Origin of the sequence: Paenibacillus taiwanensis DSM 18679 (genome assembly GCF_000425125.1) — a bacterium.
GTDB lineage: Bacteria > Bacillota > Bacilli > Paenibacillales > Paenibacillaceae > Paenibacillus_B > Paenibacillus_B taiwanensis.
In genome coordinates, this window is sequence record NZ_KE384310.1 from 87868 (window position 1) to 107190 (window position 19323).

General features: G+C 40.3%; 15 protein-coding genes. 12 read left to right on the forward strand and 3 right to left on the reverse strand.

What is annotated here, in order from left to right:
* Positions 1–168: 168 nt before the first annotated feature.
* The 4 genes from H509_RS0122975 to H509_RS0122990 are packed head-to-tail and all read left to right on the forward strand — an operon-like array spanning position 169 to position 3719.
* Positions 169–843: a PspA/IM30 family protein gene (locus H509_RS0122975; protein WP_028547130.1), complete on the forward strand. Its 675-nt coding sequence runs from the start codon at positions 169–171 to the stop codon at positions 841–843.
* A gap of 27 nt (positions 844–870) precedes the next feature.
* The gene (locus H509_RS0122980; RefSeq protein WP_028547131.1) at positions 871–1908 is read left to right on the forward strand and encodes a TFIIB-type zinc ribbon-containing protein; all 1038 of its coding nucleotides are present in this window, start codon (positions 871–873) and stop codon (positions 1906–1908) included.
* Positions 1905–2699 carry a TPM domain-containing protein gene (locus tag H509_RS0122985; RefSeq protein WP_036698736.1) on the forward strand — a complete coding sequence of 265 codons (795 nt, stop codon included), beginning with the start codon at positions 1905–1907 and terminating at the stop codon, positions 2697–2699. Before H509_RS0122980 ends, H509_RS0122985 begins: the two co-directional genes overlap by 4 nt.
* 30 nt (positions 2700–2729) lie before the next feature.
* Positions 2730–3719 carry an SPFH domain-containing protein gene (locus tag H509_RS0122990; RefSeq protein WP_028547133.1) on the forward strand — a complete coding sequence of 330 codons (990 nt, stop codon included), beginning with the start codon at positions 2730–2732 and terminating at the stop codon, positions 3717–3719.
* A gap of 129 nt (positions 3720–3848) precedes the next feature.
* On the opposite strand, the gene H509_RS0122995 is transcribed toward H509_RS0122990, so the two are convergent.
* Together H509_RS0122995 and H509_RS0123000 are read right to left on the reverse strand one after the other, a co-directional pair.
* A complete protein-coding gene (locus H509_RS0122995; RefSeq protein ID WP_028547134.1) occupies positions 3849–5690 on the reverse strand; it encodes an alpha/beta fold hydrolase in 1842 nt (613 codons plus the stop codon).
* Positions 5691–5755: 65 nt separating this feature from the next.
* Positions 5756–6373 (reverse strand): TetR/AcrR family transcriptional regulator, encoded by a 618-nt coding sequence (locus tag H509_RS0123000; RefSeq protein ID WP_245596234.1) that lies wholly within the window; start codon positions 6371–6373, stop codon positions 5756–5758.
* 835 nt (positions 6374–7208) lie between these two features.
* On the opposite strand from H509_RS0123000, the gene H509_RS0123005 reads away from it, so the two are divergent.
* The 6 genes from H509_RS0123005 (at position 7209) to H509_RS0123030 (ending at position 12992) form a co-directional block, all read left to right on the forward strand.
* Positions 7209–8660, forward strand: coding sequence for a CDP-glycerol glycerophosphotransferase family protein (locus H509_RS0123005; RefSeq protein ID WP_028547136.1), 1452 nt, complete (start codon positions 7209–7211; stop codon positions 8658–8660).
* A gap of 161 nt (positions 8661–8821) precedes the next feature.
* Positions 8822–9868: a pyridoxal-phosphate-dependent aminotransferase family protein gene (locus tag H509_RS0123010; protein ID WP_211234376.1), complete on the forward strand. Its 1047-nt coding sequence runs from the start codon at positions 8822–8824 to the stop codon at positions 9866–9868.
* 124 nt (positions 9869–9992) lie between these two features.
* The gene (locus tag H509_RS0123015; RefSeq protein WP_028547138.1) at positions 9993–10724 is read left to right on the forward strand and encodes a phosphocholine cytidylyltransferase family protein; all 732 of its coding nucleotides are present in this window, start codon (positions 9993–9995) and stop codon (positions 10722–10724) included.
* Positions 10721–11560, forward strand: a complete 840-nt coding sequence (locus H509_RS0123020; RefSeq protein WP_028547139.1) for a LicD family protein — start codon at positions 10721–10723, stop codon at positions 11558–11560. The genes H509_RS0123015 and H509_RS0123020 overlap by 4 nt, the downstream gene beginning before the upstream one ends.
* A 22-nt stretch (positions 11561–11582) precedes the next feature.
* Complete coding sequence (locus H509_RS0123025) at positions 11583–12344, forward strand: class I SAM-dependent methyltransferase (RefSeq protein WP_028547140.1); 762 nt, start codon at positions 11583–11585, stop codon at positions 12342–12344.
* 27 nt (positions 12345–12371) lie between these two features.
* Positions 12372–12992, forward strand: a complete 621-nt coding sequence (locus H509_RS0123030) for a class I SAM-dependent methyltransferase (RefSeq protein ID WP_028547141.1) — start codon at positions 12372–12374, stop codon at positions 12990–12992.
* A gap of 363 nt (positions 12993–13355) precedes the next feature.
* On the opposite strand, the gene H509_RS26420 is transcribed toward H509_RS0123030, so the two are convergent.
* Positions 13356–17858: a helix-turn-helix transcriptional regulator gene (locus H509_RS26420; protein WP_281169767.1), complete on the reverse strand. Its 4503-nt coding sequence runs from the start codon at positions 17856–17858 to the stop codon at positions 13356–13358.
* 283 nt (positions 17859–18141) lie between these two features.
* Here H509_RS26420 and H509_RS28090 point away from each other — a divergent pair, with 283 nt between their 5' ends.
* Both H509_RS28090 and H509_RS26425 read left to right on the forward strand, forming a co-directional pair.
* Entirely contained in the window at positions 18142–18312 is a 171-nt protein-coding gene (locus H509_RS28090) for a hypothetical protein (RefSeq protein WP_169450997.1), read from the forward strand.
* Positions 18313–18409: 97 nt separating this feature from the next.
* On the forward strand, positions 18410–19323 hold a 914-nt coding region (locus H509_RS26425), incomplete at its 3' end, for an Ig-like domain-containing protein (RefSeq protein ID WP_036698739.1).

Consider the following 19323-nt stretch of genomic DNA (forward strand, 5'->3'; position numbering starts at 1 on the left):
GGGGCTGCTTCACTTTGACGCTTGACTGTGGGACAATGGCATTGGTTCTACTGGTATTACACAGCAATAGTTGTAACTCACAGCATGTCCATGTTAGCAAATAAATCTTTTCGAGCCCGATTGATGTATGATTAGAGAACATACACACTTTTCAAGGAGGAACTCGCCGTGGGAATGTTGTCAAGATTTGGTGATGTTATTAGAGTACGCGTTAACGCCTTGCTGGGTAAGTCAGAAGATCCGGTGAAGGCTGTCGATGAATATATGCGGAAGTTGAACGATGAGCTCAGAAAAGTAAACGCAGAAACGGCTTCCGTATTGGCGGATGAGAGAAAGTCAAAACGAGCACTGGATGAATGCCAGTCGGAGATCGATAAGCTGCGACGTTATACGGAGCAGGCAGTAGCGGAGGGGAACGAGGAGGAAGCGAAAAAGTTACTGGAGAGAAAGCAAATACTGGTTGAAAAACAATACCAATTACAAGCTTCTTATGAGCTGGTATCGTCAAGCGCCGCAAACCTAAAGCAGCTCCAACATAAAATGGAGTCGGCTCGTAATGAGTTGGAAGCACGGCGTGTCAAGTTAAAGGGAAAGTTGTCGGCTGCCCAAGCACAAGAGCTTATAAATGCAATGGGTTCTCCTTCAGGGGATGGAGATTCGATTTTTGGGAAAATGGAAGCAGAAGTTAATACTGCTTACGATGAAGCGATGGCAATAGCCGAGCTTAGGGCAGAAACGAAGGACAATCTGGATGAGCAATTCGCTCAATTTGAGAAGACCCCAGAAGTGTATACAGAGGATGAACTAGCTGCAAGCAAAGGAAACATAAAAAATAAGGACTAACCGTTCCCTAGTTATCGAGGTGAGCACATGCCAGTTATCGCGTACAAATGTCCAAGCTGTGGCAGCGGGATGGTGTTTGATGTGGAGACAGGGACGTTGTCCTGTCACAGCTGCGGAAGACAAGACAATATAGAGCACATTTCAGATCCGCTTACACAACATGTGTTTGCAGAAGAAGATGAAGCACAGGAGTATCATTGTACTAGTTGTGGCGCTGTCATTATGACTGATGCTAAGACGAGTGCAACAAGCTGTAGCTTTTGCGGTTCGGCCGTTGTTCTCGGTGACCGACTGACCGGAAAGCTGGCTCCAGTGAAAATTATTCCGTTTTCAGTTAGTAAAGAGCAAGCGATGAAGGCTTTTCGAAAATGGTGCAGGAGGGGCACGTTAACACCTAGGGGATTTATGTCAGCGAATCGAATCAAGGGGATAACTGGAATGTACGTTCCATTTTGGCTCTATGATTTGCATAATGAGGTTGAGGTACATGGCAGCGGTACAAAAGTGAGCATCTACAGGAGCGGTGAGTATGAGTACACAAAGACTGATTATTTTCAGATATACCGGAAAATAGGTCTGAACTATACAAAAGTGCCGATTGATGCTGCTGAGAAAATGAATGATGAGCTCATGGATAAATTAGAGCCGTTTGCTTATGAGCGGCTAGAAAGCTTTAAGACGCCTTATCTTGCCGGCTATGTGGCTGAAAGGTACAGCTATAATGATGAGGAGCTTTTGCCCCGCGCAAAGGATAAAATTTACGAATACATTAATGGTTACATCAATTCTACGACAACGGCCTATAGCAGCGTTAGTTATGCTGACGTGCAAATCGATACTGTAATAGCGCGTGCTGATTATGTGCTGCTTCCTGTATGGGTCATTCATTACGACTATAAGCAGTCAAAATACACGTTTGCTATGAACGGTCAAACGGGCAAGGTGGTTGGCAAGCCACCGATAAGTAAGGCAAAAGTGGCTGCTTGGTTTGCAGGTGTTTCCGCTATCTCATTCTTAGCTATGCAATTGCTGACCTTTTGGATGATAGGGGGGACAACTTGGTGAACCGAAAGTATACATTTTTTGCAGTTCTGTTCTTAATCGTTACTACGTTGGTCGCTCCCTTGCAATTGGCAGCAGGAGAAGCGGCTTCAATACACAATAAGCAGCTTATTTATGATGAAGCGGGCTTACTCAGTCAAGAAGCGTACAATGAGCTTAACGCTCTGGCTAATCAATATGGAGTTGAAAACGAAACTGACATTATCATTGTTACCGTAAACAACGAATCTGCTATCGATGTAAAGAGAATGACACAAGGGTTTTACGATGAACACGCCCCTGGCTACGATAAGCCTCATGGCAATGCTGTCATTTTGACGTTGGACATGCATGCTCGGGAATTGTATCTAGCCGGCTTCTATAAAGCTAAGCTTTACTTGGATGACAAGAGGCTGGATCGTATACGTGACCAGATTGCTCCCGATTTAACAGCTGGCAATTACAAGCAGGCGTTTGAAACCTACATTCAAACCGCACATGAATATATGGGATTCAAGCCAGGAGTAAATCCAGACAACCCCTTTTATAAGGTTTGGGTGCAATTGGGTATTTCTGTGCTCATAGGTGGAATAATCGTTACGGCGATGGTTTATCGATCTGGAGGACGTGTAACCGTAAATGCACGAACCTACGAGGATGCAGCTTCCTCAGGCATTATAGATAATGAGGACACGTATCTTCATACAAACACAACTAAAAGGAAAATCGAAAAGAGCAGTAGCGGCGGCTCAAGTGGAGGGGGAGGGACTACCTCAGGAGGCCACTCACATAGCGGTAGCAGAGGATCATTTTAACTCAACTGAAGCAGAAGGGAAGGGTGCACAATGAGCTTTTTTAGAAATCAATTTGCAAACGTTGTAGAATGGGAAGAATTTAGAGATGATATGATTTTTTGGAAATGGGACAACCCAGAAGTTAAAAAGGGAAGCAGGTTAATTATTCGTCCAGGCCAGGACGCTATTTTTATAAATAATGGCAAGATTGAAGGGGTATTTGAGGATGAAGGAGAGTATAAGATTGATTCGGATATTATTCCTTTCCTGTCCACGTTAAAAGGTTTTAAGTTTGGTTTTAACAGCGGGATGCGGGTGGAAGTTCTTTTTGTAAACACAAAGGAATTTATGGTCAAGTGGGGAACGCAGCAACCGATTATGATTCCGACTCCACAGCTTCCAGGCGGTATGCCTATTCGCGCTAACGGCACATTTAACTTTAAGGTGAACGATTATGTTGCACTGATTGATAAAGTTGCTGGAATAAAAGAAAGTTACTTGGTTGACGATGTTAAAGTCCGCTTGATGGCTGTGCTGGATCAACTGTTAATGAAGTGGATTAGTAGAGAAGGGAAGGATATGTTTAATTTACAAGCCAATGCTTCTGATATCGCCAATGGGATTCGTGAAGATCTGGATCGGCAAGTGATGGACAATGGGATGACGATTACAGGCTTCCAAATTATGAGCTTTAGTTATCCTCAAGAAATTCAAGATATGATTACGAAGACGGCTTCCCATGAAATGATCGGCAATTTGCAAAAATATCAGCAGGTTAGTATGACGGACAGTATTGCCTCTGGCAGAGCAACAGGGGGTGGAGCTGCTTCGGATATGGCAAGTATGATGATCGGAATGAATATGGCAAACGACATGATGAAAAATATGAATCAAGGTCAAAAGGAGTCACGTGCATCTGAGTCAGCTCCTGCGGCATCTCCCTCTGAGGGCGGTAAAAAGGTGAATTTTTGCCCGAACTGCGGTGCGAAAAACGAAGGCGCTAATTTCTGCCCGAATTGTGGTCATAAATTGAGCCTGTAACTTATGGACCTTTCACATCATGATCGATAATCAGGGCGACCTTAGTTACAACTGATTAGGGGATCGATGTGGACAGCCCCCGAGCTATAAGTTCGGGGGCTGCTGCTTGCACGTACGCATAAGTGATTGCTAATGGCTAATCCACTTGCTTATCCATTGGGCAGTATCCTTTGGATGAGAGATAGGGAACTGGTGAGCATAGGGCAAACGAGTAATCTGGAAATTAAGATAAGGCATCGGAATTTCGTAGTTAAGCTCTTTTGTCCCCCATAGAATGGCAACTTTGTTATCATCCCAACGGGTGGGATTAAGCGAAATAGAATCCGACTGGGTGAGCGCCGACATCACCTCTGTTGTTGTTTTCCGAACACGCGCAGATTTTAGCTCATCCTGTATATACGGGATGTAATCCACAGGAATGTCCTCTTCTTGCAAGAAGGCTTGTGATTGCAGCATCCTTTTCTGTAATGCTGCTTTAGACATAAATCTCAGCATGGTGCGGGTCAACAATGACGCTTTGTAGCCAGAATGTAAAGCCTGAAGTACAGGTTGCAGCAAAATAACCTTTTTAAGACGATCCTGTAGTTGTCGTTTCTCCATCATGTTAGCTGCAAGGTATCCCCCAAAAGAATGCCCTACAACGATAACCTCGGATTGTATGCTAAGTATCAATTCCATGATCGCTTGCTCAAACCCCTTTATAATTGCAGGGTTATGGTGAAAAGGAGAACGGCCAAATCCAGGGAGATCAACCACATATATCGGATGTCCCGTTTGGGACAATTGCTGTGCCAACGGCAATAAATGATATGCCGTATTAAATGTACCGTGCAGAATAACTATAGGTGTTCCTTCCCCCGGCCTTTCGATAGTGGCTACATTTGCTCTTCTATGAAGGTGAAATGGAGGAGGTACAGGAATCGTTCCATGCGAAATTCGGTAATCTAAATCCGAAATGACAAAAGGTAACGTCGCAGGAGATACTGATAGATCAAGGTTGTTTTTTTGTTCCAAAGCAAGCTTGGGCGCGACGGGAAAATCGGTATTGACGATAAAATCTATCGATTCCTTGGGCATACTCACGAGTTTGTCTGCGCCAAGGTTCAAGACTGCTTTTATGAAGCGATGGGGCATAGCACCAAACGGACCGCTTACACGCAATTCTTTGGAAATTAGCTGCGTTAGTTCTACCATGTTGGGGCTGCTTTCTTTTGGGTCCAATAAATAATAGGTACGATCGATAGGGTGCTCCTCTGCGGTTAATGCAGCAATAAATGCGGCAACGTGATCGACATGCACCAAGGGCAGCCAGTAATCCTTCCCTCCTGGGGCCAAAGGCATAAGGTTGCGACGTACAGTATCCACTAGAATACCTAGTCCTCCGACTTGTTCCGTAATGCCTGTGTAAGAATGACCGATGACTACACTAGGGTTAACGACAGAAAGAGGAATCCCCAACGGACGGAGGGTCTGACGAATGAGGAGATCGGCTGCAAATTTCATTTTTTCATATGGAGGTTCTTTCGAATCTTGAATAATTTGCGGCTTGCTGCCGGTATTATGTTCCGAATAGGGCGATTTGAATCCGACAACGTGAATAAAGTGTTTCAAAGAATGAGATGTATGTATCATTTTGGCTATATTCGCTATTTCCTGAGCGGCATTTACAAACACTTGTTGTGCCTCTTCTGCTGATAAAACAATATCCATCGGGCCTCCAGCATGAATAACGATGTCGACATGGCCTAAAAGCTGCAAATCCGTGGGGCTTAAACCAAGAGCAGGCTTAGTGAGATCGCCTTGAACGGGTGTGAGTACCGAAAAATTGTGCCATCCAATGCCTCTCATGGCCTCCATTAGCTTATCCTTCGATCGGACGAGAACATAGATCTTATGATTAGCCTTTGCCAATGCCGCCAGTACATGCCGACCGATAAAGCCGCTGCCACCTGTCATAAAAATAGTACTCATTGTCTAATTTCCTCCTCATTAATATATTTAATAGTACTATATAGTACTAATTGTGGGTAAAAAAATTACTTCAGCATAAAAGCCAAAGTTTGAAGGATGTTAGGCAGTAATAAATCATCTTGTCTAGTGTGTTGTAAAAATAAAGCCCCTTCGATAGTAGACAGAATAAGAGCAGCAAGCTGTGAAGGGGGAATCTGAGTACTAAACTCCTTACGTGTAATTCCTTCTTGCAGTAGATTTTCTATCGTGTGCTGTTGATTTTGAAAAAAGCGGCTGATTGCCTTTCTCACAAACTCAAATTCATGAGAGGTTTGGACGTAAATCGTAAGAAAGGGGCATCCGCCTAAACTGTTCGACTGATGCTCAGACAGCAGCATCGTAATTTGGCCAATTCGTTCTACTACAGATTGCTCTGTTTTTTGCGTAATGTCATCAATGATGTGGTTGTATTGACCGATCATTTGATCGACAATAGCGGCTAAAAGCTCCTCCTTGCTTTTGAAATGATAGTAAATATTAGTTTTGGATACTTTGCTTACAGCAACGATTTCATCCATACTGGTAACTTGATACCCTTTTTCAAGAAAAAGGGTTGTTGCTACTTCCATAACGATGCTGCGATTTGAGGTTTTGGCTTTTTTGATCATATTAGAACTATATAGTACTAAATTATTGTTTGTCAAGCAATCCCTTCTTTGTGATGCATCTGCGGGGCATAGGAACAGTGTGGATGTGGATTACTTTGTACATCGGAAATGAGATAATCCCCCCCACCGTATGCTCAACCATGTGTACCAACTAATAGAAGGTCGAATTTTGCTGCAGCTTACCATGTAGAAACATGGACATCGAGAAAATCGGAATAAGCAATGAAATATTTTACATTAAGTAACAAGCGCTAGGAAGTTGCATATGAAAGTAGGCTGGAGGGGAGGTGACTTCCTTTTCTCGTCATTTGATAAATGGGTAGCGGTGATGTAAATTGGTTGTTAAATAAATTCAAATATCCCAGAACATTCAGAAAATGAAACTCCCATTTTGTAATGCCAATCAAAGATATAGTTGTTATAAGATAACTAGAAGTTTCAATGGCTAAATTTCCTTTTCGGTGTGATGTAAGAGGTGCATAGATGCTTACAGAAATGACTAAAGATATTGTTTAGTTAACATTGCGATGTATCAGGTGAGGATAGTTGCTTCATTTAAGAAACACTTTTCTAATTTATGGAATTATTTCCTGATTTGCGGTCTGTAATCGCATTCATTCAAGCTAACGACTATTAATCTTTTGTAGTATTTTGTCGATAAAATATATAAAAGGATAATAACGTACTGTTTGTGAAATCAGGTATGATAATGGTCTATTTTCAAATGGTACCTTCAAAATATGAAATGAAGATAAAGGTTGTCTAAATAGTATCTATCCAGAGCTATCCTAGCTTTGAAACGTAATAATAAAATTGTTGTTTAAAGTTAAATGTGAAGGGTTCAAATGATCAATTGAATTGGAGAGAAATTATGAAATTAAAACAAAAGAAGCAAATACTGGAATTTATTAATACGATAGAAGAGGGCATTGATTATTTAAGCTATAGTGGTAAAAATAGAACAATTGTAATGATACAAGATTGTAATGATGGTTTAATGTTCTTATCTAATTTAATGAGTGAGGAACAGGAAGTAAGCGAGCTTGTTCAAAAGGCAATTGACACGGTTCAAAGTTTGATACCAGGAGCACAAGACGAACAAGTCTTTATAACACACATCAATCTAATAAAAGAGATCATCAATGATGTGAGATCAATGATTATAAATAATGTGAAGACGGAACTAGAAATAGCGTTTATGCCATATAAAGTATCCATGTGGGACTCATTAGAAAGTATATACAGAGAAGCAGAAAAAGATCCTAATTGTACGTGTTATGTAGTACCTATTCCATACTATGAAAAGGATGCTCAAGGGCAAATCATTAGGTTTTGTTATGAAGGAAATCAATTTCCAAAGGATTTAAATATTACACCTTTTGAAATGTACGACTTTGAGAATAGACAACCAGATATTATTTATATCCATAATCCGTTTGATCAATATAATTCGCTTACGATGGTTAACCCTCGTTTCTATTCTGACAATCTTGCACAATATACAGACATGTTAGTTTATGTACCCTATTATGTAGCTGGTAGCTCAGAAAAGCCAGATATATACGTAATGCCATCGTATAAAAATGCAACAAAGATCATTGTACAGTCAGAAAAATTAAAAGATGCTTATGTGGCAAATGGAACGGATGCCAATAAAATATTGGTTCTGGGGTCTCCTAAACTTGATGCTATGCTTACAGCCTTAAATGAGCATAGAGAAATACCAACATACTGGAAACAAACGATAAAAAATAAAAGGGTATTTTTATTTAATACAGGTATCGCCGATATTCTATCTATTGACACTTGGTTTGAACAAACAGAACTAGTATTAAATTATTTTATGGATCATGACAATTATACTTTAATTTGGCGCCCACACCCGCTTACGGAAATAACAATAAAAACATTGCGGCCTCGTCTTTTGGAAGCATTTGAACAGATGGAGAACAGGCTGAAACAAGCTACGAACATTATTATCGATAATAATGGTGATATTTATCCAGCAGTTGCTGTATCTGATGCTATCATTAGTGATTATAGTTCTGTTATGCTGCAATACATTATTACCGAGAAGCCTGTGTTAGGTTTGCTGAGTAAAACGAAGCTGGAACAAGATAAATATTATTTTGCTGACTATTTGGGATGTTATTTTACAAATCAAGAAGTATCAGTATCTCAATTTGTTGAGATGGTAACATGCAATGAAGATTTAAAAAAAGAAGAGCGAATTTCCAGATTTAAAAATAGCATAAGCAATGCAGATGGTACGTGTGGACAAGTGATTCATCGAACCATTAAAAATGAAGTTATTAATAACTAGTTTATTCTTAATCTTGCCGACGCAATGTGATAATAGTGTTGCATTGGATTCTAACGTCATTCTGAATGTTATTGTGGTAATGATTGGGTGAAACCAAAAAACAGAAACTATTTTATAATTAACTGGAGGCAAGAATGCTAAATTTTTCGGTAGGTCCGGTTATGATGGAGCAAGATATTTTAAAGATCGGTTCTGAACAAATACCGTATTTCCGCACAGAACAATTCTCCAATCTTATGCTTGAGAATGAAATGCTTATGAATAAATGTGTAAAGGCATCGGAATCAGCTCGAGTAATCTTTCTAACAGCCTCTGGAACAGCAGCAATGGAAGCAACAATTATGAATTTATTTGATACGAGCGATAAACTGCTCATAGTAAATGGAGGGACCTTCGGCACCAGGTTTAAAGAGATCTGTGATATACACGGATTTTTATCGGAAGAAATTTGTTTAGATCATGGTGAGATATTAACGAATCAACATTTAGAATCATATGAAAATAAGAATTTTACTGGCTTCTTAATAAATATGCATGAAACATCTACTGGCGTTTTGTATGATATGGAGCTAGTTGGTGACTTTTGTAAAAGAAATAATTTGATGCTTGTAGTTGATGCCATAAGTTCATTTCTAGCTGATCGTTATGATATGAGTGAATATAATGTTAACGCAACAATATTAAGTTCACAAAAAGCAATTGCCCTACCACCTGGGATGTCTTTTGTCGTGTTGGATGGAAAAGCCCAGGAAAGAGTTTTGAGAAACAATGTGAAAAGCCTGTACTTTAATTTTAAGAATTACTTATTGGACGGATTGAGAGGGCAAACCCCGTATACTCCTGCTGTTGGGATACTCTTACAGTTAAGAGAACGATTACGGATAATAGATAATATAGGGGTAGATAAGACTGTAGAAGAAGTAGCTCGTATTGCTCAAGATTTTAGAACGAAGATTAAAGGATTACCATTAATGATAGCGTCTAGTGCCCTTTCGAATGCTGTCACGCCTTTAAAGCCAATAGGGAAAGTTCCTGCAGATGAAATTTTTAAATGTTTAAAGGATCATTATCAAATATATGTCTGCCCAAATGGTGGGTCACTTAGTAAGGTCTTGTTTAGAGTTGGTCACATAGGTGCATTAACAGAAGATGATAACAGTGAGTTAGTAAATGCTTTAATTGATATGAATAAGAAAGGTTTGTTATAACAAGGGGATGCTACTGGCAGTGCAGGAAGGCCAGCTAATGATAACCCATATTGATATTCCAGTACAATTCATATTTTTGAAATAACCAAGTAAGAAATATATAAAGTTGGGGGAGGGTGAAATCATGAAAGCTATTTTGTTGGCGGCAGGAAGAGGAACAAGAATATCAAGAATGATTGAGGAAATCCCCAAATGTGTATTGCCAGTTGATGGTATTCCGTTGATTAGAAGAAGTGTAATGATGTTATTAGAAAGAAATATTCAGCCAATCGTATGTGTTGGATATTGCAAAACTAAAATTTATGAGGCCTTAGAAGGCCTAGATGTTACTTATTATTTTAATCCATTCTATAATGTAACTAACAGTATTGCCTCGTTTTGGTTTGCTAGAGAAGAATTAACAGAAGATACTATTATTATGAATGGTGACGTTTATATTGATGATGCTATTTTAAATCTGATTGTAAAGACGAAAAAAGATTGTGCTTTAATGGTTGATACAGGTAGAACAGTAGAAGGCGATTATTTTTTGCAGCTGGAAAACGGATATATAAAAAAATACGGCAAGGATTTACCTTTAAAGGAACGAACGTGTGAATATGTAGGAATGGGAAAAATAAGATCAAAATTCCTTCTTGAATTCAAAGGGAAATTGGAAAGTTTAATCGGGGATCAACAGCATCAACTATGGTGGGAAAATATATTATATTCTCTTATAGAAGAGAAAAACATAGAAACTATTGATATAAAAGGGATGTTCTGGTCGGAAATCGATTATTTTGATGATTACGAAAGAATATTAGCTTACACAAGTAAGGATAACAAAAAAGAAAAGACTGTAGGAGGCGGAGTGTGAAACCGGGAGTAGATTATATAAAATTAAATGATGAGCAATTAAAACAATTAAAGATGGAGATGTTTTCACTTCTTATAGAAGTTGATCGTATATGTGAAAAACATAATATACAATACTTTTTATCTGATGGGACATTGCTGGGGGCAATTAGACATAAAGGATTTATTCCGTGGGATGATGACGTGGATATCCAAATGTTTAGATCGGATTATGAAAGATTTTGCGAAATTTGCAAAAGTGAATTGAATAATGAAAAGTTTTTTTTACAAAACCAACAAAACGATAAACATTATAATTGGGTTTTTGGAAAGTTACGATTAAAAAATACATCCTACGTACGGTCAGGGCAAGAACATTTAAAACAAAAAGACGGCATATGTATGGATATTTTTCCAATAGATAATATTTCACCAAACAAGTATAAACAAAAACTTTCTATGTTTATATGCAAAATTTGTAGAAAAATATTATGGGCGCAGGTTGGAAAAAAGGCTGCGAGTACTATATACAGCAAAATGCTATTTAAAGCATTATCTTTCATACCTCGAAGGGTTACTATTTTTATTTTTGATTACTTTTCTAAATTATATAACAAAAAAGAAACACCTTTCCTAGTGTGTCATAATTTAGTAGGTCATATTTATAAACGTGAATGGTATGATCAAGCTATAATTGTAAATTTTGAAGGGCATGCATTTCGTGCACCGGAGAGATATGACGATATATTGACATCAAGGTATGGAGAATACATGGAGATACCACCGCTTGATAAACAACACGGACATAGCTATGCGTCATTTATAAAGTTTTCGAATGGACTACAGCTGAAACTATAAAGGCGGAGTAAGGAGAAGATTTATGAACAGAATATATAATGAACATGTTGACATTGATCATGAAAGTCTACAAGATTTTTATAGAAAGAGAGCTGTTGAAAAGGTTTCTATCGATGTTGATGCGCCAGTAGTTTTATGTGGTGACAAGGACAAAAGCAAGATTGAAATATGGACCAGCTTTGAAATAGAACACAGACTTCCTCTTTTATGTTTAGATAGCAATAGTCGTGTGCTTGAAGTTGGATGTGGGACAGGACGTATATCAAAGTATATTACTTCTGTTGCAGATACATATGTTGGTGTTGATTATGTAGAGGAATTTATTGACTTAATACAATCGCGAGAAGATATTGAGAAAAAAGATACGACCTATTTTATTCATTCATCCATTCAGGAACTAATGAATAAAGAGGATAAATTTCCTATAAAGGAAAAATTCAACCGATTTATTATATCGGGTGGAGTTCTAATGTATATTAATGACGATGAAGTAAAGATGGCACTTAACAGTCTTGTTGGAAGATTTGATGAAGAGTGTATTATCTACTTATCTGAGCCAATTGCATTGAAAGAAAGATTAACTTTAAATAAATTTTATTCTGAAAATCTAGAAAGTGAATATAGTGCAATTTATCGAACTGAAAAGCAATATAATGATATTTTTGAAGTCTTATATAAAGAAGGTTTTGAATTAAAAGTAAGTGAAGAGTTTTTTTATGATGACATCAAGGCTCAAAATGAAACGAAGCAATGGATATTTATATTACAAAGAAGTAAGAAATAATAAAGTAGCTACAAGGGGAAATAACTGATGGACTATTCGTATTGGGATAATTATTATACAAAAGCTGAGGCTTCAAATGAACCTACTAAGTTTGCAACCGATATTTTGTCTGTTTTGGAAAAAGGAAAAACTTTAATAGAATTAGGTTGTGGAAATGGAAGGGATTCTTTATTTTTTGCTGCGAACGATATACGAGTAATTGCGATCGATCAATCAAAAAATGCAATTTCGAAATTGCAGTCGAACTATGCCAATGAGAATATTCAGTTTGCAGCAAAAGATTTCATTCGCTCGAATGTGCTAAAAACGAATAACTATGATTATGTATATAGTCGCTTTACATTACATTCAATTACGGAGGAAGAAGAAGATATCCTGCTTAATAATGTATACAACTCTATGAAAACAGGAGGACAGTTTTTTATAGAGGCCAGAAGTATTAAAGATGAAATTTATGGTTTGGGAAAACAAGTGGGTAAGAATTCGTACTATTATAACGAGCACTATAGAAGATTTATTGTATTAGATGAATTAGTACAAAAGTTACAGCTTATAGGGTTTCAAATAAGCTCTATGGTTGAGGGAAATAACTATGCTGTTTATAAAGATGAAAATCCGGTAGTTATCCGAGTAATCGCAAAGAAGTAATTGATGAAGAATAAGGATGAAAACCTGTTCTGAAGGATTTGTTGCAATAAAAGAAGAGAACAACAATCAAATGTCGATCGATGATGAATTCTAGCAGTAAGTATTGGAGCGATCATCACCGACTTGCTTTCAACAGCACCCCCTAGATCCAATATGGACTGGGGGGTGTTGTTATTAGTAAATGCTAATTGGTAGTCGACCTGCTCATCTGGTGAGTGTTATCCTCCGAACGAATATCCTACAAAAATTACTTTTTTCGCCGAGGTGAATGCCCCTTTAGCCTTCACCTATAAGCTGACCGTGCCAGTGCTACTCCGCATATAAGTGGACTAAGGGGCATTCCCCAGTTGCTCAACGCAAGCGCTACCGAGTGTCAGGAGTGAGCAGTTTGAGCTCCTTGGCCTGCGCAATGGCATTGATGCGTCGATTCACTTTTAACTTGGCAAATATATTTTTTACGTGAACTTTGACAGTGCTTACAGCGATAATAAGGCGATCAGCAATTTCCTTATTGGATAGTCCTGCTGCTAACAGGGCGAGTACCTCCAATTCACGATCTGTAAGAGGTTCTTCCATCGTACTTGGTGACGATTCAGGCAGTTCTTCGCTATGATGATCCGTATTAGCTGGATTAGGCAAGCTTTGAAGTACACACAGAAACAGGCCATGTGACGCCATCGTAAGAAGCACAGGCGTGCGATCGTATGGGAATACCCCGTTTGTCAGCTTGTTTTCAAGGTACAGGACACCAAGCATCGTGCCGTGAACCGTTACGGGAATACAGAGCGCAGATTGGGGGCGATGCTTTTCAATATACGGATTATGTATAAGCCAGCTTTCCTCTTCCGCGGTATAATAAACATTCTCCTTTGTTCGTAATACATATCGGATAAGTCCCTCTGGCACTAGGTGACTGTCATTAACCTCCAAAGGGGATGTGACGGTTTGTAGCATCGAATCGGCATATACTTGAATATGAACGGTATCTTTACTGCTCGTAAGCAGGGCCCCTTTGCTTGCGCCTGCATATTTCATAATGGTATTCATAATTTCTGCAAGTACAGTATCCACGTCCATCTGGTTCGTTATAGCCTGAGACGTTTTTAAAATAGCGGCAAGATCAAAGCTATTCACAAAATGAGGTTCATCCCGCAATGGTGTCGAAACGGGCGTCTCCTGATCATGAGCACGTCGTTGTTGGGTCATTTCTAAACTTGCAGCAGTAGAGTCATTATGCTCCTCTGATTTCCAGTGCAGTAAAAGTGTCTCCATCTGATCGACCTTGATGGATATCTCCCATTGTTGATAAGCCGCTAAACTTAACTCCAAGTAGTATAAAGCGGTTTTGCGTTTGTTGCATGTAAAATAGTAACGGGCAGCAGCTTCCCCGGCGAGGCTTTGCACCTGTATATCATGGTGTTCTCTTGCTTCGCGTATGGCTTTGTCATACCTTTCCTCCGCTAGGCTGAACTGACCAGAGACACGTGCTAATTCAGCAGTAAGAAGCGTGTACTTGGCTTTGTAATTCGTGGAGCTCCAAGCCGCCCACTGTTTAAAGCGACGAAGATTTTGATACACCAATTTCTTCATAGGAGAGCGTGTCCATGATGGTATATTCAGGCTCATTACCGCAAGCGACTCGTAAAGGAGGCATTCTGGTAGATGAGGCAAATGAGTGGCATACGTCTCATATACTTTGGCTTGTTGGGCTGAACGGACAGCTTCCTCATAGCGATTTAAAAAATAGTAAAGCTGCGTTTTATAAGTGCTGTACTGATACAAAGTAGTAGCTGAAGTTTCTTCTTTATGAATGCGAGATATAAATTGCTCTTCCCTAAACCCAACACTGCTAAATGAATCGGGAGCAGCTGTCTTCCCTTGCAGAGCTAGAATGTATTGCTGATACAAATAGAAGTTTTGCCTTACAAACTCATCCTTTGTGGTTTCTAGCACGCCCATGTAATCGGCAATAGTTTTGGACAATCCACTCAAAGAAGACCTCGTATACAACGAATTGACGTGCGCCCCCATAGCATAACTTGCAAATACATAGTCACCGGAATCCATACCGAAACGCAGAGCATTAACTAAAAAGCGCTCTCCTTCAAGCGCATTTCCTGCAAATTGGCAAAGGACTCCACCAAACATCGTATAGGTTTGGCTTTTAAGTGAACTAATATTGTAATGCTCGGCTAGTTCAACGCCTACTTTGCCAATAGCGTAGCCTTTATCGTACTTGCCTAGTGCTTGCCCTAAGAGCATGCCGAATGAAGAGTAGACAGCTGCTGATACAGGGGTGTTTCCATATTTCAGCGATAGCTGTATGGCCCTGCACATGAGCAGAAAAAATACCTTCTTATTTGTGAAAAAGGTCGAGGGTGTAATGGCAAAAATAAGCTTCATTGCAGAAATACGATCCTGATCTGACATTTCCGTAAGTTGTAAGAGCTTGTCGTACCGATCGCGCAGCAATAATTCAATTCGGACTCCTTCTATATAAAGCATGAAGCTGCTTGGATTAGGTGAGATTAGGATGTGATGCTCCCGCAGACAGTCAAGACCAAGTGCGGTTCCTTCCAAATATTTACCTTGGTTAATATATTGGGTAATCCGAATCATTTGTACTCTGCTCCGTTCAACCGGATTGCGTGCGCGGTCAAGCAGTGCATCAAGCTCACGTTCAGATTCCGTATAATTTCCGCATAAATAATCACATTCTGCTTTTTGGATATGCAAGTCAAAGCAAAGTTCAAATTTCTGCTCCCAATCCCCTACCAACACAAGGAGATCGACCCCTTTTCCATAGTATGCTAATGCAATATCGTAGGCGGTAGCGGTTTTGGCACGGTTACCTGCATCCAGATTTAAATAGGCAAGTTGTAGAATCTCACTTGTCTCTGTCATTTGATGTGAGCCCTGATTAAGATGGTTGACTCGATCAAATGGGCTCTCTCCATATAACGTTTCATGCTTGTTTAAGCATCTGCCTATTCTCAGATGAATGGTCTGCTTCATTTGATTATCAATCTGACTATATATCACATGCTGGATATGGTCGTGGGTAAAGCGGTACATGTCGGTCTCATATGGTGTGATGATTCCTTCCGTTTCTATATCGTGCCACTCTTGTAGCAGATCTTCTTTTTCCCGTTCCGCAATCTGAGCAATCAAATGTGGATGAAATGTGCTTCCGACACAGGCGGCTATTTGAAGCAGCGCTTGTGTGCCAGATGAGAGCCGGTGCAGCTTATGCTGCATCAGATTATGAATGGAGTAGCTTGGTTCCTGTTCGATAATTTGACCTAGATTCCATTGCCAGCATTGCTTTTCGTGATGATAATACAACATCCGATCGTCTTGTAGATGAAGCAAAATTTGTTTGAAATGAAAAGGGTTACCCTTGGATTTTGGATACAGCAATTCAGTTAGAGATAATGTAGTTGCGGCTGGCAAATGCAGCATCTCTACCACGATTTCATTCATTTGTTCCAAGCTTAGTGGTGACAGTTGAAGATGTCGAATAACGGCTTGGCCTGTTACGTTGCCGTTCAACTCGTAGCCTGGAAGCTCGTTTTTGTTCCATTCCTGCTGTCGATAGGCACAAATAAACATGATGTATTGGCATTCTGGGTCACATAACAAGGCATGAATCAACTGAAGAGATGATGAATGGGCCCACTGCAAGTCGTCAATAAACAACACAAGTGGGTGTTCTTTCGTTGCTAACGCTTGTACAAATTTCCGAAATACATGTAGGAATCTTTTCTTGGATTCGTGGGCAGGGAGTTCCTCCGTGGCGGGGGTTCTACCTAAAATTAAACCTACTTCAGGGATCATCTCCGTAATAAGGTTAGCATTTGAACCTAGGGCCGCTTGCAGCTTTAGCTTCCATTGCTGTGATTGGTCTTGTCGTTCTCCTAGTAAATGGCGCATTAATCCACTAAAGGCTTGAACGATCGGATGATAAGGACTTTCATTTGAAAACTGCTCAAACTTGCCGGTTATATAGAAAAAACTACTCGTATGCTCCTGTTTCCGAAACACTTCCTCGATTAAACTCGTTTTGCCAATACCGGCGTCACCAGATACATAAACCATTTCCGTAGAGCCGAAGCAGGCGGCATAAAAGGCTTGGTTCAGCACCGAACATTCATGGTCACGACCATGAAAGCAAGTCTCGATGAAAAGGGTATCCGATAAACGTTCAATTTTATCCAGATCGGCTATTAAACCTTTGACATTTTGGTAACGTTTATCTGGATTTTTTTCCAACAATCGCATTACAATTGGCACAATGCCTTCAGGCATTAATGTCGCCAGATTCGTCAGTGGCGGGGGACTTTGCGCAAGATGCATATAGACCCATTCCAGGGGATTGTCAGCTTTAAAAGGCAATTGGCCAGACAGCATTTCATAAAATATAACACCTAAGGAGTAGAGGTCACTCCGCTCATCTACTGTTCGTCCCATTCGACCTGTATGTTCAGGTGAGCAATAGGGCAGACCTGCCTCGTAAATGCCGTAATCGGAGAGGATGTAGCCTTCCTTAGAGCGATACACCACATAACTAGATGGTTTTAAATCAACTTCTGTTCCATTTGATAGAACAGTTATCCGCTCGGGTCGCAAATCGAGATGGATCATTTGCTGCTGATGAAGCTTGTCTACAGCGGATGCTATCGCCCTGGCAAGGGGGAGAAACCGTTCTGGCTGGATGCCAGTCGGCTCATGCATCCACGCTCTAATGGTTAACTCTGCCACATGCTCTGACTTCAATTTTGTTATTTGCACATCACTTTCTGAACTGGACGCATACCCTTCAATAAGCGGTCTGACTTTCATTTTGAACACCTCTAACTTCAACATGCAGAATTAGTTTCTATTGTAATAGAAGACGTGTCCCCGATACAGCTAAATTACAGCGTCTTTTCAAAATGTTGGACTTATTTTGTAGTGGGCTACTCTTTTCTAGCAGAACGGTTGCTCATAACTACACAACGGCTTTTGGTAGCCGCATTTAAGCCTATGTACCAAGCATTTATTCTCAAAATACTCCTTTATAGGTATGGAAAATTGACGTAAGTTTTTATAAATTAGGAACAAAAATGACGAGATGTATGCTGAAAAGAGAGGTTTAGGTGGAGTAAAGATGGAAAATGCAATAATAGCATTTGTAAGTATTATGCTGTTAGGTGTCGTTATTTTCGTTAAAATTTGGTGGGATGGTGCAGGTATAAGTATGCGATTCACAAGGTGGTTTTTTGCGCTCTTTTTTGTGGCGGCATTCGTGGGGGGATTGTACACCTTTTGGATGGCTTAATCTGATTGTACGCATCAGTTGCATACGTAAACGCAAGCAATGTGATGAGAGGCTATAAGAAGTTAGACTACACGAAATCCCTGAATGGAGGACATTCATGAACAGCTTTGGACAATACAAGCGGTGGGTTGTCATACTCATCCTATTAATGATGGGAGTACAAGCATTTTCAAGTGAAGCAGTGTATGCTGCTAATCCCGTAATAAGGGATCAAGAGCAGGTAAATTGTTTCGGGAATGTATGGGTTAACCATGATAATCCACGTTATCAGACGTTTACTCCGGCTATTACGGGTCATTTAAGCAAGGTAGATATTCAAATATTTGATTATTATGGCGCAACGGGGGCCTTTCAATTAAGCATATTTAAAGAAGGAGATCTTTCGACGCCACTTGCTCAAGCTCAGCTGCCGCCTACTAACGTAGGCTGGGTGTCTTTTGATTTCACAGGAGTGGAGCCGTATCTAAAGAAAAATACGATGTATCGAATGGTAGCTGCATCAGAGCTTGGAGGCAGTGCGGGGTATGGCTGGTATCTTAGCCAAAGCGATGTTTACGGTGGGGGGTACTCTCCGGCTATTGGCCGTGACTTTTGTTTTGCGACTTACATGATGCCGGACTATTCGATCTCTCCTGCGGAGAGTGAGGTGACAACTGCTCATTCAAGTGTAGTAGCTAATGGTACTAGTCAGACGACCGTAACGGTGAAGCTCAAAGACGCGCAGGGCCACGCCCTGACAAGCGGCGGCGCCACTGTGTCGATAGAATCGACACTAGGCACGGTAGGCCCAGTGACAGACAAGCAGGATGGCACGTACACAGCGACGTTAACATCGCCGAACACGTTAGGGACAGCGACGATAAGCGCCCGCGTAGGCGGAGTAGAGATCGCCCAGAAGAGAACCGTGCAGTTTGTTGCAGGAGCGCCATCGGCGACCACTAGCACGCTTGCAGTAAGCAGCAGTACGCTGCCTGCTGACGGGAGCAGTCAGAGCAGCGTGACAGTGAAGCT